The following is a 14,871-nucleotide window of genomic DNA, read 5'->3' as shown; positions in this document are numbered from 1 at the left end:
GAGCGGTCCCGGGCCTTCATCAGCGCCCGCAGTTGCGGCGGAGCATCGTGCGTCGGATCAGCGCTGGCGCTTCTCGCGGACGCGCATGTTGACGTTGATCGGCGTGCCCTCGAAGCCCCAGATCTCGCGCAGGCGCCGCACGACGTATCGGCGGTAACCCGGGTCGAGGAATCCCGTGGTGAAGAGCACGAAGGTCGGCGGCCGGCTGGCCGCCTGCGTCCCGAACAGGATGCGCGGCTGCTTGCCACCGCGCAACGGGTGCGGGTGCGCCGCGGTGAGCTCCGCGAGGAAGGCGTTGAACTTGCCGGTCGGGATCCGCATGTCCCACGACTCGAGGGCGACCTCGAGTGCCGGAACGAGCCGTTCGAGGTGACGACCGGTGCGGGCCGAGATGTTGACGCGGGGAGCCCAGGAGACGTGCGAGAGGTCCTGCTCGATCTCGCGCTCCAGGTACTTGCGGCGTTCGTCGTCGAGCTGGTCCCACTTGTTGAACGCGAGGACGAGCGCACGTCCGCTCTCGAGCACGAGGTCGATGATGCGGACGTCCTGCTCGCTGATCACCTCGGTCACGTCGATGAGCACGACCGCGACCTCGGCCTTCTCGAGTGCGGTGCTCGTGCGGAGCGAAGCGTAGAAGTCGGCGCCCTGCGAGAGGTGCACGCGACGACGGATACCGGCGGTGTCGACGAAGCGCCAGATCTTGCCGCCGAGCTCGATCTGCTCGTCGACCGGGTCGCGGGTCGTGCCGGCGAGGTCGTTGACGACGACGCGCTCCTCCCCCGCGGTCTTGTTCAGCAGGCTGGACTTGCCGACGTTCGGGCGTCCGAGGATCGCGACGCGGCGCGGGCCACCGAACTCGTCCTTCGCGACGGCCGAGACCTGCGGGAGCACCTTGAGGATCGTGTCGAGGAGGTCGGCGACGCCGCGACCGTGGATCGCGGAGACCGGGTACGGCTCGCCGAGGCCGAGGTTCCAGAGCGCAGCGGCCTCCGGCTCCTGGCGGGCGTCGTCGACCTTGTTGGCGACGAGGAACACCGGACGACCGGTCTTGCGGAGCAGCTTGACGACCTGCTCATCCGTCGCCGTGGCGCCGACCATGGCGTCGACGACGAAGATGACGACGTCGGAGAGGTCGATGGCGATCTCGGCCTGCGCAGCGACCGACGCGTCGATGCCCTTCGCGTCGGGTTCCCACCCGCCGGTGTCGACGACCGTGAAGCGGCGGTCGTTCCACTCGGCCTTGTAGTTGACGCGGTCGCGGGTGACGCCGGGGGTGTCCTCGACGACGGCCTCGCGGCGGCCGAGGATGCGGTTCACCAGCGCGGACTTGCCGACGTTCGGGCGGCCGACGATGGCCACGACGGGCAGGGCCGGCAGGAACCGGATCTCGTCGGGGTCCTCCGTCGCGCCGTCGAGGATGTCGAGGTCGTCGCCCTCGAGGTCGTAGTCGGCCAGGCCGGAGCGGAGGGACGCGGCCCGCTGGGTCGCGAGCTCCTCGTCCATGTCCTGGAGGCGGTCCGCGAGGTCGTCGGGGCCTCCGTCGAACTGCTCGTCATCGTGAGCCATGGGAGTTCCTTGCTGTGAGGGATTCGGTGACGCGGACGACCGCGTCGACCGTCTCGTCGAAGTCGATGTGCGTGGAGTCGACCGTGGTCACTCCGTCCGCCGCGTTCATGAAGTCGACGACCCTGGAGTCCGCCCGATCACGCCGCTGCAGTTGTTCCGCGACGTCGCCGGCAGGGTGGCTCTCGAATTCCGCTGAACGCCTGGCCATTCTAGCCGCTTCGGACGCCGTGAGCAGGATCCGAGCCTGAGCATCCGGTGCGACGACGGTCGTGATGTCCCGTCCCTCCACGACGATGCCCGGACGATCGACGCCCGCGATGAGCGATCGGAACGTGTCGTTGATCCACGCACGCACCTCGGGGACCCTCGCGACGGCCGACACGACCGCCGTCACGCGCTGCCCGCGGATCTCCTCCGTCACGTCCTGCCCGCCCAAGGAGAAGGCGGTGACATCCGGGTCGAGCGAGACGGAGAACGCCTCACCGAAGGCCTCGAGCGAGGCGACGACGGACGCTGAGTCCTCCGGATCGACACCTGCTTCCACGGTGTGCAGGGCGAGCGCTCGGTACCAGGCGCCCGTGTCCAGGTATCGGTAGCCGAGCCGGCGCGCGACGGCCTTGCTGACGCTCGACTTCCCGCTGCCGGCAGGCCCGTCGATCGCGACCACGACGGGTGCGGCCTGCGTCGACGCGTCGGTGCTGGTGGGGTGCTGTTCAGTCATGTCTCTTCCTATACCTCTGCGATGCGCCAACCGCGCGACTCGAGGTCGTCCACGGTCCGCTGTTTGACCTCGGGGAGGACCTGGACCTCCGCGAGACCGATGTTCGCGCCGGGCGAGTGCTCCAGACGCAGGTCTTCGATGTTCACGCCGAGCTCGCCGAGCTCCGTGAACAGTGCGCCCAGCTGGCCAGGACGGTCGTCGAGGAGGACGACGATGCTGGCGAACCGGCGGTTCTGGCCGTGCTTGCCCGGCAGCCGAGCGACGCCCGTGTTGCCGGCGGCGATCGTGTCGGCGATCGTGCGGCGTGCGCCTGGCACCTCCGGGTCACGGAGCGACGAGATGACCGAGTCGAGGTCGGTGGACAGCCGCTCCAACACCGGGAGGACTTCGGCATGGTTCGCGCTGAGGATCTGCACCCAGAGTTCGGGCGCGCTCGACGCGATGCGGACGGTGTCGCGGAGGCCCTGGCCGGCGAGCTGGATGGCACCCTCCTCCGCGTCCCGCAGCTGGGCGGCGAGGAGACTCGCGACGAGCTGCGGGGTGTGCGAGACGAGCGCGACGAACCGGTCGTGTTCCTCGGGGGTCATCTCCATGGGGATGGTCCCGAGGTCGAGCGCGAGTCCCTCGACCTGTGCCAGCGCCCAGGCGGGGGTCTCCGCGTCGCGGCAGATCACCCAGGGTCGACCGAGGAAGAGGTCCGCCCGCGCGGAGATGGCGCCGCCGCGCTCGCGCCCGGCGAGCGGGTGGGAGCCGATGTACCGGGTGAGGTCGACGCCACGCTCGAGCAGTGCCCGATACGGTTCGAGCTTCACGCTCGCGACGTCGGTGACGACCGCATCCGGGAACGCCGCCAGCTCGGCCTCGATCACGCGGGCCGTGACGTCCGGCGGGACGCAGATGACGACGACGGACGGGGTGTCGGTCGCTTCGGCACCACGACCCGCTCCGTAGTCGATGGCGAGACGCAACTGGCTGGGCGACGCGTCGTCGAGGATGATGTCGACGCCCTTGGCGCGCAGCGCGAGACCGATGCTCGCGCCGAGCAGCCCGGCTCCCACGATGCGGACGGAACCCTGGACGCGCGGTGGCGAGGCGACGACGTCGGTCATTCGGTCGGCTCCAACGCCTCCGCCGCGGTGCCGTCGGCTGCACGCGCCTCAGGGCCGTGCGCACGCGCGATCGTGAGGATGGCGCCGAGCTCGTCCTTGGTGAGCTCCCGCAGCTGCCCGGACCCGAGGGTGCCGAGGTGGAGGGGGCCGAACTGGCGACGGACGAGGTCCACGACCGGGTGTCCGACGGCGTCCAGCATGCGGCGGACGATCCGGTTGCGGCCGGAGTGCAGCGTGAGCTCGACCAGGCTGAAGCCGTCCTCGGTGCCGAGGAGCCGCGCCTTGTCGGCGGAGATGGGTCCGTCCTCCAGGTCGATGCCCGCGGTCAACTTCGCGAGGACCTGCGGGGTCACCTTGCCGGTCACCTTCGCGATGTACGTCTTCTGCACGCCGAAGGACGGGTGTGCGAGCACGTGGGCCAGATCGCCGTCGTTCGTGAGGATGAGCAGGCCGCTCGTCTCGGCGTCGAGGCGCCCGACGTTGAACAACCGCTCCTCGTACTGCTCGGTGAAGCGGCGCAGATCGGGGCGGCCCCGGTCGTCCTTCAGCGAGCTGTAGATGCCCACCGGCTTGTTGAGCATGAGGTACCGCTTCGACGCGTCGAGCTGGATGGCGCTGCCGTCGACCGACACGAGGTCGTGCTCCGGGTCGATGCGTGAGCCGAGCTCGGTCACGACGACGCCGTTCACCTCCACACGCCCGTCCTCGATGAGCTGCTCGGAGACGCGCCTGGAGGCGACGCCCGCGTTCGCGAGCACCTTCTGCAAGCGGATGCCCTCTGGTTCAGTGCTGGTCACTGTCGAATCCTTCCCGGCCATCGTCGAGCAACGGCGAGATCCGCGGCAGCTCCTCGATGGCGTTGATACCAAGTTGGGTGAGCAGGAGATCGGTGGTGCCGTAGTTGATGGCACCCGTCTCGCTGTCGGTGAACATCTCCGTGATGAGACCGCGTCCGAGGAGCGTCCGGACGACGGAGTCGACGTTGACGGCACGGATCGACGCGATCGCCCCACGGCTGATGGGTTGCTTGTAGGCGATGACCGCGAGGGTCTCGAGCGCCGCCTGCGAGAGCTTCGTCGGGTTCTGCGACACCACGTAGTCGGCGATGAGGGCGTCGTGGTCTGCTCGGACGTAGAACCGCCATCCGCCACCGACCTCGCGCAGCTCGAAGCCGCGTCGCACGCCGCCGCGTTCCCCGTCGTAGTCGGCCACGAGTTCGGCGATGGCACGCCGCACCGTTCCGACCGGCACGTGCACGGCTGCAGCCAGGTTCACGAGGCTCTGCGGCTCGTCGGCCACCATGAGGATCGCCTCGAGCGCCCTCGGGACGTCCGGTGCCGGTACGGGCTCGGGTTCGCGCGGGAGACTCATCGTCACATCGGCAGGCCGGTCGATCGGCTCGTCGGACCGCTCAGGCATCGTAATCGGCTCCCAGGTTCGCGAGGCTGTCGTCGTCCCAGGTCTCGGCCGTCCAACGCAGCGTGAGCTCGCCGAGCGGCTCGATCTGCTCGAACGACAGCGCAGCGTGGCGGTACAGCTCGAGCACGGCGATGAACCGGGCGATGACGACGCCCTTCTGCTCGGCACCGGCGACGAGTTCACGGAACGTGTGGGATCCGCCGCTGCGGAGGATGGCGACGACGTGCGCCGCCTGCTCGCGGATGCTCACGAGCGGCGCGTGCAGGTGGTCGAGTCCGACGGTCGGCAGCTCGCGTGGCGTGAACGCGAGCGTCGCCAGTGCCGCGAAATCCTGGGCCGTCAGCGTCCAGACGAGTTCCGGGGTCTGGCGACGGTACTGCTCCTCCAGGCGGACCGAGCGGGGATGACGCGCCGTCTCCCGTTCGAGGCGTTCGGCGAACCAGGCCGACGCCTGCTTGAAGGCGCGGTACTGGAGCAGGCGCGCGAACAGGAGGTCCCTCGCCTCCAGCAGGGCGACGTCCTCGGCGTCGACCAGCTCACCTTGCGGCAGCAGGCCGGCGATCTTGAGGTCGAGCAGCGTGGCCGCGACGACGAGGAACTCACTCGCCTGATCGAGCTCGTCGTCGGCCTCGAGGGTGCGCAGGTAGCCGATGAACTCGTCGGTCACGCGGCTGAGTGACACCTCGGTGATGTCGAGCTCGTGTTTGCCGATGAGCGACAACAGGAGATCGAACGGGCCCTCGAAGCCGTCGAACGACACCCGGAACGACGGAGTCGCCGCAGGTTCGACGGACGACGCCTCGGTGGGGTGCGTGCCGGTCTCGTCGGCCGGAGGAAGGACGGCCACGGACGACCGCGCGGGATCAGGCGATCGCGCCACGGGAGATGAGCTCTCTCGCCAGCTGACGGTAGGCCTTCGCTGCCGCGTGCTCCGGCGCGAACTCGGTGATCGGGGTTCCGGCGACGCTCGCGTCCGGGAACTTCACCGTCCGGCCGATGACCGTCTCGAGCACCTTGTCGTCGAACGCGTCGACGACCCGCTCGAGCACCTCGCGCGAGTGCAGCGTCCGGGAGTCGTACATGGTCGCGAGGATGCCGTCGAGCTCGATCGCCGGGTTGAGGCGGTCGCGGACCTTGTCGATCGTCTCGATCAACAGCGCGACGCCACGCAGGGCGAAGAACTCGCACTCGAGCGGGATGAGCACCCCGTGGCTCGCTGTGAGGGCGTTGACGGTGAGCAGGCCGAGCGAGGGCTGGCAGTCGATCAGGATGACGTCGTAGTCGTCGGAGACCTTCCGCAGCACCCGGGCCAGGATCGTCTCGCGCGCGACCTCGTTGACGAGGTGGACCTCGGCGGCGGAGAGGTCGATGTTCGCCGGCAGGACGTCGAGACCGTCGATGGCGGTGTGCTGGATGACCTCCGCCGGGTCCTTCACGGTGCCGAGCAGCAGGTCGTACACGGTGTTCGAATCGTGGGTCGAGATACCGAGCCCCGCGGACAGGGCGCCCTGCGGGTCGAAGTCGACGACGAGGACGCGACGGCCGTACTCGGCCAGCGCGGCCGAGAGGCTGATGGTGGTCGTCGTCTTCCCGACCCCGCCCTTCTGGTTGCAGAGCGAGATGATGCGCGCCGGACCGTGCTGGGCCAGGGTCGGCGGGACCGCGAATTCGCGACGCGGGCGGCCGGTGGGGCCGTTCGGGTTCGCTTCGGCGGCGGTCTTGCGCGCAGCGTGCTGCACTGCGCTCGTGTGCTTCGTACCGGCCACCGGTGTTGCCTCGCTCCCGCTTGCTGTCGTTCGAGTGACGAGTCTACCGGGCCGCGGCTCAGGCCCGGGGTGCCGCTCCGCCCGCGGTCCATCTGGCCCGCGGATGCGACTGCGTGTACACGTCGCGGAGGTTGTCGACCGTCACCAAGGTGTACAGCTGCGTGGTCGCGACGGAGGAGTGACCGAGGAGTTCCTGCACGACCCGGACGTCGGCCCCGCCCTGCAACAGGTGGGTGGCGAAGGAGTGCCGCAGGGTGTGCGGCGAGATGTGCGCTTCGAGTCCCGCGCGCTCGGCCGCACGCTGCAGGATGAGCCAGGCACTCTGCCGGGACAGGCGTGCGCCACGCTGCCCGAGGAAGAGTGCCGGCGTGGAACGACCGAGGGCTGAGAAGACGGGACGGACCCGGACCAGATAGCGGTCGACCGCTTCGCGGGCGAAGCTCCCGAGCGGCACGATCCGTTGTTTGCCACCCTTGCCGAGCAACCGGACGATGTCGGTGTCGATGACGTCGTCGACGTTCAGGCCGACCGCCTCCGAGACGCGGGCGCCGGTGGCATAGAGCAGCTCGAGGAGCGCCTTGTCGCGGATCGCGAGCAGCTCGTCGCCGTCGGTCGTCTCGAGCAGGGCCCGGACCTGGTCGATCGTGATCGCCTTCGGCAGGCGTCCGGGGAGCTTCGGCGGGCGCACCTCCCGTGCCACGTCGACCTCGACGAGCTGCTCGTCGAGGAGGAACCGGTGGAGCCCGCGGATGGACGACAGGACCCTGGCGAGCGAGGACGCCCGGACCGGCTGTCCCTCGGGCGTCCGAAGCGACGCGGTGTACTCCGACACATGCGCGGCGGTGACGGCGGCCGCCTCATCGACGCCGTGCGCGCCGAGCCAGGCCAGGTAACCGTCGAGATCCCGCCGGTAGGCGGCCTGCGTGTTGGCCGACAGGCCGCGCTCGATCGCGATGTGCCGCAGGTAGTCGGCGACCGCGCGGTCGAGCGCCACGCCTCAGGCTCCGCCCGGTCCGATCGTGGAGTCGCCGCTGTCGCGCAGCGTCGACCATCCGCGATCGCGAGCCGCAGCAGCGGTCAGGACACCGATCATGAGGATCGAGTTGTGGAGCCGGCCGTCGAGCACCGCCGCCACCGCATCGTCGAGCGGCACCCACTCGATGCGGATGTCCGCCTCCTCCTCGGCGCGGGCGAACGCCTCGGTGGTCGCGGTGAGGTCGCGGGCGAGATAGATGCGGATCGACTCGTTGCTGCCACCAGGGGTCGTGTAGAACTCCGTCAGGAGCTGCAGGGAGCCGGCGACCAGGTCGGCCTCCTCCTCGAGTTCACGACCCGCGGCGACCGCCGGGTCCTCCCCCGCGATGTCGAGCAGCCCTGCCGGGAGCTCCCAGTCGCGCTCGCCGATCGGGTGGCGGTATTGCTGGATGAGCAGCACCCGGTCCTCGGCGTCGAGCGCGAGCACGGCGACCGCTCCGGTGTGATCGACGAACTCGCGGACGACCTCGCCGTCGCCGTACCGGAACGTCTCGCGGCGGATGTCCCAGACCTTGCCCTCGAAGGCGCGCTCCGAGGAGACGACGTCGACCGGGTGTGCCTCGTCGCGCAACGCTCCGACGGTGTCCTTCGACTCAACCATTGGCGACGTCGAACAGTCGGCTCGCCTGCTGGCGCTCGAGCGAGGCGCCGACGAGGCCGGCGAACAGCGGGTGAGCGTGGTTCGGACGTGAACGGAGCTCGGGGTGGGCCTGCGTCGCGACGTAGAACGGGTGCACCTCGCGCGGCAGCTCGACGTACTCGACGAGCGTGCCGTCGGGCGAGAGGCCGGAGAACTGCAGCCCGGCGTCCGCGATCTGCTGACGGTACCCGTTGTTCACCTCGTAGCGGTGACGATGGCGCTCCGAGACCTCGTTCGACCCGTAGAGTTCGGCGACGATCGAGCCCTCGTCGAGCTTCGCCGCATACAACCCGAGGCGCATCGTCCCGCCGAGGTCGCCGCCGGCGATGATCTCGACCTGCTCGGCCATCGTCGCGATGACGGGGAACTGCGTGTCGGGGTCGAACTCCGAGGAGCTCGCGCCCTCGAGTCCGACGATGTTGCGGGCGTACTCGATGACCATGCACTGCAGGCCGAGGCAGAGTCCGAGCACCGGGATGCCGTTCTCGCGGGCGAACTTCAGGGCGCCGAGTTTGCCCTCGATCCCGCGGATACCGAAGCCGCCGGGGACGCAGATGCCGTCGACGTCGGCGAGCGCCTTGATCGCTCCTTCGACGGTCTCGCAGTCGTCGGACGGGATCCACCGGATGCTGACCTTGGTGTCGTGCGCGAATCCACCGGCCTTAAGCGCCTCGGTGACCGAGAGGTAGGCGTCGGGGAGGTCGATGTACTTGCCGACGAGGCCGATGGTGACCGCGTGCTTCGGGTGGTGCACGGCCTCGAGGAGGTCCGCCCAGCCGCTCCAGTCGACGTCGTTGGTGACGAGGCCGAGCCGGTCCGCGATGTACGCGTCGAGGCCCTGGTCGTTCAGCATGGTGGGGATGTCGTAGATGCTCGGCACGTCCACCGCGTTGACGACGGCGTCCTCGTCGACGTCGCACATGAGCGCGATCTTGCGCTTGTTGCTCTCCGTCACGGGGCGGTCGCTGCGAAGCACGAGGGCGTCGGGCTGAATGCCGATGGAGCGGAGGGCCGCGACCGAGTGCTGCGTCGGCTTCGTCTTCTGCTCCCCCGAGGCGCCCATGTACGGCACGAGGGACACGTGCACGAAGAAGACGTTGTTCCGGCCGAGCTCGTGACGGATCTGCCGTGCCGACTCGATGAACGGCTGCGACTCGATGTCGCCGACCGTGCCACCGATCTCCGTGATGATCACGTCGGGCTGCGGCGTCTCGGACGCCTGGAGGCGCATCCGGCGCTTGATCTCGTCGGTGATGTGCGGGATGACCTGCACGGTGTCGCCGAGGTACTCGCCGCGGCGCTCCTTGGCGATGACGGTCGAGTAGATCTGGCCCGTCGTGACGTTCGCCGCCTGGCTCAGCTCGATGTCGAGGAAGCGCTCGTAGTGGCCGATGTCGAGATCGGTCTCGGCGCCGTCGTCGGTCACGAAGACCTCGCCGTGCTGGAACGGGTTCATCGTGCCGGGGTCGACGTTGAGATAGGGGTCGAGCTTCTGCATGACGACCCGGAGCCCGCGTGCGGTCAGCAGGTTGCCGAGGCTGGCGGCAGTGAGCCCCTTGCCCAACGAAGAAACGACACCACCAGTCACGAAGATGTGCTTGGTCGTGCCGTTGGAGCCCGGGACGATGTCGTCGGTCGAGGAGTTCAGGTTGCCCGCTTCAGAAGTATTCACCACGGGCTTTTATCCTACCATCCAGTTCGGGCTTCCGTGTCGATTCCTGCACAGGACCGTCGTCATGAGGCGGCGAGGGCGAGCAGTTCGCGGGCGTGGGCGAGGCCACTGTCCGATTCCGCGAGGCCTGAGAGCAACCGGGCCATCTCCGCTTCGCGGTCCGCACCGACGAGCTGACGGACGCTCGAGGCCGTGACGGACCCGTCTCCGCCCTTGACCACGCTCAGGTGGTTGTTGGCGAAGGCCGCGACCTGCGCGAGGTGGGTGACGACGATCACCTGGGACCGTTCGGCGAGGGCCGCGAGACGGCGACCGATCTCGATCGCCGCAGCACCGCCGACACCGGCGTCGACCTCGTCGAACACGAAGGTCGGGACGGGGTCCGCTCCGGCGATGACGACCTCGAGGGCCAGCATCACGCGAGAGAGCTCTCCACCCGAAGCGCCCTTCCCCAGCGGGCGCGGTTCCGCTCCGGCGTGGGGTCGGAGGAGGAAGGCGATCGCGTCCTTGCCGTGCACCGTGAGGTCGTCGCGGTCGGTGACCTCGACGACCAGCTCGGCTTCGGCCATGGCGAGCGAACGCAGTTCGGTGCTGGCCGCTGCTCCCAGTCGGGCAGCCGCCTCGACCCGGACCGCGCTCAGCGCCGCGGCGGCCGTGTCGACCTCGCCGACGAGGCGCTCGACCTCACCCTCCAACTGGGTGATGCGGTCGGAGTCGCCGTCGAGTTCCAGGAGGCGGGTGCTCCCGGTCTCGAGGAGCTGCAGGACGTCGTCGGCGGTCGGGCCGTACTTCCGGGCCAGTGTGGCGAGGGTCGCGCGGCGTTCCTGCACGACCTCGAGTTCGCGGGCGCCGTCCTCGTCGAGTCCGGCCAGGTAGCTGGAGAGCTCGGCGGCGATCTCGGCCGCAAGGTAGCTCGCGTTCGCCACGCTCGCGGCGATCGCGCCGAGGGCCGGGTCGTGGACCGCGGCGCGGTCCAGCTGCCGCCGGGCGCCTTCGAGGAGTCCGACGACGTCGCTCTCCTCGCCGGCTTCGGCGGAGACGAGTTCCCGTGCGCCGGCCGCAGAGAGCCGCAGCTCCTCCAGGTTCGTGAGTCGATCGGCACGCTCCGCGAGCTCGGTGTCCTCCCCGGGTTGCGGGTCCGCCTGCTCGATCTCCGCCAGCGCGGCGCGCAGCTGTTCGGCTTCGAGCAGGCGGGCGTCGCGTTCGCCGGTGAGGGTCTCGAGCTCGGTCCGCAGTTCGATGAGTCGGCGGTACCGCTCCTGGTAGTCGGCCAACGCCTGGTGGAGCGGTTCGCCGGCGAACCGGTCGAGGGCGTCCCGCTGAGCGGGTGCAGCCCGCAGGCGGATCTGATCGGATTGTCCGTGCACCACCACGAGCTGCTCGCCGAGCTCGGACAGGATCCCGATGGGTGCTGTGCGCCCACCGACGATCGCGCGACCGCGTCCCTCGGCGGTCACGATGCGTCCGAGCAACAGCTCCGCCGCCTCGCCCGCTTCGTCGAGGTCTCCCCCGGCTTCGCGGACGCGATCTGCGACGGCGCCCTCCGCCGGCACCAACCAGCGTCCTTGGACACTGGTCTGCTTCTGGCCGGCGCGGACGACGCCGCTGTCCGAGCGCTGTCCGAGGAGGAGGCCGAGCGCGGTGACGACCATGGTCTTGCCGGCGCCCGTCTCACCGGTGACGGCCGTGAAACCTGGTCCGAGCGGAAGGGTGCCCGAGGCGATGACCCCGAGGTCGCGGATCTCGATCTCTTCGATCATGCAGTGCCGTCCTGATCGTCGTCGTGGCCGGTGGTCGTCGGACCCGGCAGGTGGATCGTGCCGGTCATGGGCTCCTCCCGACCGGTGGGGCCACGCCAGCCGGTGACCGGGAGCTGGAACTTGTTGACGAGGCGGTCGGTGAAGGTGCTCTCGTGCAGACGCGCCAGACGCACCGGCACCGACGAGCGTCGGACCACGACCCGGGCGCCCGGCTGGAGGTCGCGCGCGCGGCGACCGTCGCACCAGAGGACACCAAGCCCGTCGGTGCGCTCCAGCACCTCCACGGCGAGAGCCGACTCCGGACCGACGACCAACGGCTTGGCGAACAGCGCGTGCGCGCTGAGCGGGACGAGGGTGATGGCCTCGACGGACGGCCACACGACGGGCCCGCCTGCGGAGAAGTTGTACGCGGTGGAACCGGTGGGTGTCGAGATGACCACACCGTCGCAACCGAACGACGAGAGCGGACGCTGGTCGACCTCGATGACGACCTCGAGCATGCGCTCCCGGCTCGCCTTCTCGACCGTGGCCTCGTTGAGCGCCCAGGTCTCGTAGACGACCTCGGCCCCGACCTTCACCCGCACCGACAGCGTCATCCGCTCTTCGACGAAGTAGTCGCGTCGGACGACCCGTTCGACCGTCTCGGTGAGGTCGTCGCGTTCGCTCTCGGCGAGGAACCCGATGTGGCCGAGGTTCACGCCGAGCAGCGGGGCAGCCGAGCCGCGGGTGACCTCGGCGGCGCGCAGGATCGTGCCGTCGCCACCGAGCACGATGGTCAGCTCGATGTCGCCGAGCCCGACCTCGTCGTGGAGGACGGAGACGACCGAGAGTTCCGGGTCGACGGCGATGAGGTCGGCGCGCTCCAGGGCGCTCAGCACGGGGCGGACGCCGGCGTCCAGCAGCAGTCGGGAGACGAGGACCGCGGCGTCGCGGGAGTCGTCACGGCCCGTGTGCGCGACGACCAGGATGTTCCTCGCCGCGACGGTCGGATCGGTGGGGTGTGGCATCGGGTTACGCTCCAGCCATCGAGGTGATCTGCTGCATCCATTCTGTCGGATTGCGGCCGTGCTCAGCCGATATCCACACGACGTACTCACGGTTGCCGTGCGTCCCGACGATGGGCGACGGGATGAGCCCGGCCGTGCCCAGACCGAGGTCCCAGGCGGCCCACAGGACGCCGGCGACGGCGTCCGCTCGGAGCGCGGCGTCGGTGACGACGCCTTCGCGGACGCCTCCACGCCCGACCTCGAACTGCGGCTTGACGAGGAGGACGAGCTCGGCCGGGACCGCTGCCACGCTCACGAGGGCCGGAAGCACCTGTGTGAGGGAGATGAAGGAGAGGTCGCCGACCACGACCGACGGCCGCTCGTCGTCGCCGGTCAATTCTCGGAACTGTTCAGGGGTGAGGAATCGGACGTTGCATCCTTCGACGACCTGCACCCGCTCGTCCTCGCGCAGCTGCGGGACGAGCTGGTCATGGCCGACGTCCAGCGCGACCACCCGTCGGGCGCCGCGCTCGAGGAGGACCTGCGTGAACCCACCGGTCGAGGCCCCGGCGTCGAGGACCAGGGCGTCCTCGACGGAGACGGGGAACGCGTCCAGCGCGGCGAGGAGTTTGTGCGCGGCGCGGCTCACGTAGTGGTCGGTCGCGGCGACGCTGAGCTTCGCGTCAGGCCGTACCCGATGCGCTGCTTTGACGATGGTCCGTCCGTCCACGGTGACCAGCCCGTCGGCGACGAGTTGCGCTGCATGGGTTCGGGACCGGGCGAGCCCACGGGTGGCGAGGGCGGCGTCGAGGCGGACCGGCGAGCGGTCCTCCTCAGCGGTGTCGGGTGCTGCGGGCGGTTCGGGTAGGTTCTGCATGCGTTATGCCGAGGTCCTCGGCGAGTCGCTCCCTTCGAGCGTTGCCCGGAGTTCATCGACGAGTTCGCCGTAGGCGGCGGCACGCTCCCCGAGCGGCTGCTCGTCGATGCGGTGGACGCGGGACAGGAGGCTGTTGCTCGGGTCCTCCGGTTCATTCGTCACAGGGCAACCCTACCGGCCACCACCACCGTCGTCGGGTGGGAGCGCTGAGGGCGAACACGGCCGGTAGCGGCCGAGAGCGCGTTCATTCCGCGTACAGGTGCTCCGGGACGTTGAGCCCGTAGATCGCCCGGCCGGAGGCCCAGATCGCCGCGCACGCGGCACGGAGCAGATCGATCTTCGTCGGACCGCTCGATTCCACGACGACGTCGTTGCCGCGGATGCGGACCGTCGCGGCACCGACGGTCGCCGCCTTGCCGTCCCGTGACATCGTCGTGACCGGGTACGGCTCGTGCAGCTGCCGCAGGTCTTCGAGGATGAACGTCGGCCGGGAGTGCTGGTCAGCCGCGAGGACATGCTTGGCTCGATCGATCCCGGTGAGGACGAGCGCGGAGGCGATGCCGGCGCGGTTCGCCCCGAGGATGTCCGTGTCGAGCCGGTCGCCGATGAACAGCGGTTTGGACGCGTTGAAGCGCACCTTCGCCTCGTCGAAGATCGGTACTTCGGGCTTGCCGGCGACCGTGGCGAGCCGTCCGACGGCGGTGTGGACGGCTGAGACGAGCGTTCCGTTGCCGGGTGCGATACCGCGGGCCTGGGGAATGGTCCAGTCGGTGTTCGTGGCGACCCAGGGCAGTTCAGTTCCGTCCGCTTGTGGGGTCTGCAGGGCGAAGGCCGCCTCGGCGAGGTGTGACCATCCGACCTCCGGGGCGAAGCCCTGGATCACGGCGGCCGGCGAGTCCTCGGCCGATCGGGTGACGACGAAGCCACCCTTCTCCACCTCGTCGACGAGGCCGGCGCCGCCGACCACCAGGATGGTGGAACCGGCAGGCACGAGGCCCGCCAGGAGTCGCACGGCGGCCTGGGGGCTCGTCACGACCTCGGCGGGTGCCACGGTGAGGCCAAGGTCCGTCAGGTGTTGCGCGACCGAGGCGTCGGTCCGGGAGGCGTTGTTCGTGATGTAGCCGACCCGCACGTGTGTCGCGGCGAGGTTCAGCGACTCCACCGCATATGGGATCGCGTTCGGTCCGGCGTAGACGACGCCGTCCAGGTCGGCGAGCACGACGTCGACACCGTCGAGGGGGGTCACGGGCTTAGGCCTTCTCGTCAGCAGCGGGTTCATCGGCCGGCGCCTCCTCTGGCAGCTCCTCTGGTACCTCGGAG

The 14,871-nt window shown here is 69.7% G+C and carries 15 protein-coding genes; all 15 read right to left on the bottom strand.

The window, feature by feature from the left end; all coding sequences use genetic code 11:
* Positions 1–57: 57 nt before the first annotated feature.
* The gene (gene der / locus ASE44_RS02320; RefSeq protein WP_056005168.1) at positions 58–1,566 is read right to left on the bottom strand and encodes a ribosome biogenesis GTPase Der; all 1,509 of its coding nucleotides are present in this window, start codon (positions 1,564–1,566) and stop codon (positions 58–60) included.
* Positions 1,553–2,287 carry a (d)CMP kinase gene (gene cmk, locus ASE44_RS02315; RefSeq protein WP_056005164.1) on the bottom strand — a complete coding sequence of 245 codons (735 nt, stop codon included), beginning with the start codon at positions 2,285–2,287 and terminating at the stop codon, positions 1,553–1,555. Before cmk ends, der begins: the two co-directional genes overlap by 14 nt.
* An 8-nt stretch (positions 2,288–2,295) precedes the next feature.
* Positions 2,296–3,396, bottom strand: a complete 1,101-nt coding sequence (locus ASE44_RS02310) for a prephenate dehydrogenase (protein ID WP_056777155.1) — start codon at positions 3,394–3,396, stop codon at positions 2,296–2,298.
* Entirely contained in the window at positions 3,393–4,214 is an 822-nt protein-coding gene (locus ASE44_RS02305; protein WP_056777152.1) for a pseudouridine synthase, read from the bottom strand. The genes ASE44_RS02310 and ASE44_RS02305 overlap by 4 nt, the downstream gene beginning before the upstream one ends.
* The gene (locus tag ASE44_RS02300; RefSeq protein WP_056780768.1) at positions 4,180–4,767 is read right to left on the bottom strand and encodes an SMC-Scp complex subunit ScpB; all 588 of its coding nucleotides are present in this window, start codon (positions 4,765–4,767) and stop codon (positions 4,180–4,182) included. The genes ASE44_RS02305 and ASE44_RS02300 overlap by 35 nt, the downstream gene beginning before the upstream one ends.
* Before the next feature lie 40 nt (positions 4,768–4,807).
* Entirely contained in the window at positions 4,808–5,662 is an 855-nt protein-coding gene (locus tag ASE44_RS02295) for a ScpA family protein (RefSeq protein ID WP_056777149.1), read from the bottom strand.
* Positions 5,663–5,678: 16 nt separating this feature from the next.
* Positions 5,679–6,554 (bottom strand): ParA family protein, encoded by an 876-nt coding sequence (locus tag ASE44_RS02290; protein WP_056011089.1) that lies wholly within the window; start codon positions 6,552–6,554, stop codon positions 5,679–5,681.
* A gap of 85 nt (positions 6,555–6,639) precedes the next feature.
* On the bottom strand, positions 6,640–7,575 hold the full coding sequence (xerD, locus tag ASE44_RS02285) for a site-specific tyrosine recombinase XerD (RefSeq protein WP_056777146.1): 936 nt from the start codon (positions 7,573–7,575) through the stop codon (positions 6,640–6,642).
* Between the two features lie 3 nt (positions 7,576–7,578).
* Positions 7,579–8,217: an NUDIX hydrolase gene (locus tag ASE44_RS02280; protein WP_056777144.1), complete on the bottom strand. Its 639-nt coding sequence runs from the start codon at positions 8,215–8,217 to the stop codon at positions 7,579–7,581.
* A complete protein-coding gene (locus ASE44_RS02275; protein WP_228507220.1) occupies positions 8,210–9,904 on the bottom strand; it encodes a CTP synthase in 1,695 nt (564 codons plus the stop codon). The genes ASE44_RS02280 and ASE44_RS02275 overlap by 8 nt, the downstream gene beginning before the upstream one ends.
* Before the next feature lie 86 nt (positions 9,905–9,990).
* Positions 9,991–11,688 carry a DNA repair protein RecN gene (gene recN, locus ASE44_RS02270; RefSeq protein ID WP_056777141.1) on the bottom strand — a complete coding sequence of 566 codons (1,698 nt, stop codon included), beginning with the start codon at positions 11,686–11,688 and terminating at the stop codon, positions 9,991–9,993.
* Positions 11,685–12,695 carry an NAD kinase gene (locus ASE44_RS02265; RefSeq protein WP_082455702.1) on the bottom strand — a complete coding sequence of 337 codons (1,011 nt, stop codon included), beginning with the start codon at positions 12,693–12,695 and terminating at the stop codon, positions 11,685–11,687. Before ASE44_RS02265 ends, recN begins: the two co-directional genes overlap by 4 nt.
* 4 nt (positions 12,696–12,699) lie before the next feature.
* Positions 12,700–13,551, bottom strand: coding sequence for a TlyA family RNA methyltransferase (locus ASE44_RS02260; RefSeq protein WP_056777136.1), 852 nt, complete (start codon positions 13,549–13,551; stop codon positions 12,700–12,702).
* Between the two features lie 3 nt (positions 13,552–13,554).
* Positions 13,555–13,713: a hypothetical protein gene (locus ASE44_RS18785; RefSeq protein ID WP_164488330.1), complete on the bottom strand. Its 159-nt coding sequence runs from the start codon at positions 13,711–13,713 to the stop codon at positions 13,555–13,557.
* An 82-nt stretch (positions 13,714–13,795) separates the two neighbouring features.
* Positions 13,796–14,830, bottom strand: a complete 1,035-nt coding sequence (locus ASE44_RS02255) for an HAD-IIA family hydrolase (RefSeq protein ID WP_056777133.1) — start codon at positions 14,828–14,830, stop codon at positions 13,796–13,798.
* Positions 14,831–14,871 lie beyond the last annotated feature (41 nt).

This window comes from Plantibacter sp. Leaf1 (assembly GCF_001421315.1).
Taxonomy (GTDB): domain Bacteria; phylum Actinomycetota; class Actinomycetes; order Actinomycetales; family Microbacteriaceae; genus Plantibacter.
This window is presented reverse-complemented; position numbering and strand designations above follow the sequence as displayed.

Bases quoted from the DNA above. Each gene is read 5' to 3' on its own strand.
- ASE44_RS02260 (WP_056777136.1), bottom strand. From the start codon at position 13,551: ATGCAGAACCTACCCGAACCGCCCGCAGCACCCGACACCGCTGAGGAG.
- ASE44_RS02280 (WP_056777144.1), bottom strand. From the start codon at position 8,217: ATGGTTGAGTCGAAGGACACCGTCGGAGCGTTGCGCGACGAGGCACAC.
- ASE44_RS02300 (WP_056780768.1), bottom strand. From the start codon at position 4,767: ATGAGTCTCCCGCGCGAACCCGAGCCCGTACCGGCACCGGACGTCCCG.
- cmk (WP_056005164.1), bottom strand. From the start codon at position 2,287: ATGACTGAACAGCACCCCACCAGCACCGACGCGTCGACGCAGGCCGCA.
- der (WP_056005168.1), bottom strand. From the start codon at position 1,566: ATGGCTCACGATGACGAGCAGTTCGACGGAGGCCCCGACGACCTCGCG.
- ASE44_RS02310 (WP_056777155.1), bottom strand. From the start codon at position 3,396: ATGACCGACGTCGTCGCCTCGCCACCGCGCGTCCAGGGTTCCGTCCGC.
- ASE44_RS02255 (WP_056777133.1), bottom strand. From the start codon at position 14,830: ATGAACCCGCTGCTGACGAGAAGGCCTAAGCCCGTGACCCCCCTCGAC.
- ASE44_RS02265 (WP_082455702.1), bottom strand. From the start codon at position 12,695: ATGCCACACCCCACCGATCCGACCGTCGCGGCGAGGAACATCCTGGTC.
- recN (WP_056777141.1), bottom strand. From the start codon at position 11,688: ATGATCGAAGAGATCGAGATCCGCGACCTCGGGGTCATCGCCTCGGGC.
- ASE44_RS02305 (WP_056777152.1), bottom strand. From the start codon at position 4,214: ATGGCCGGGAAGGATTCGACAGTGACCAGCACTGAACCAGAGGGCATC.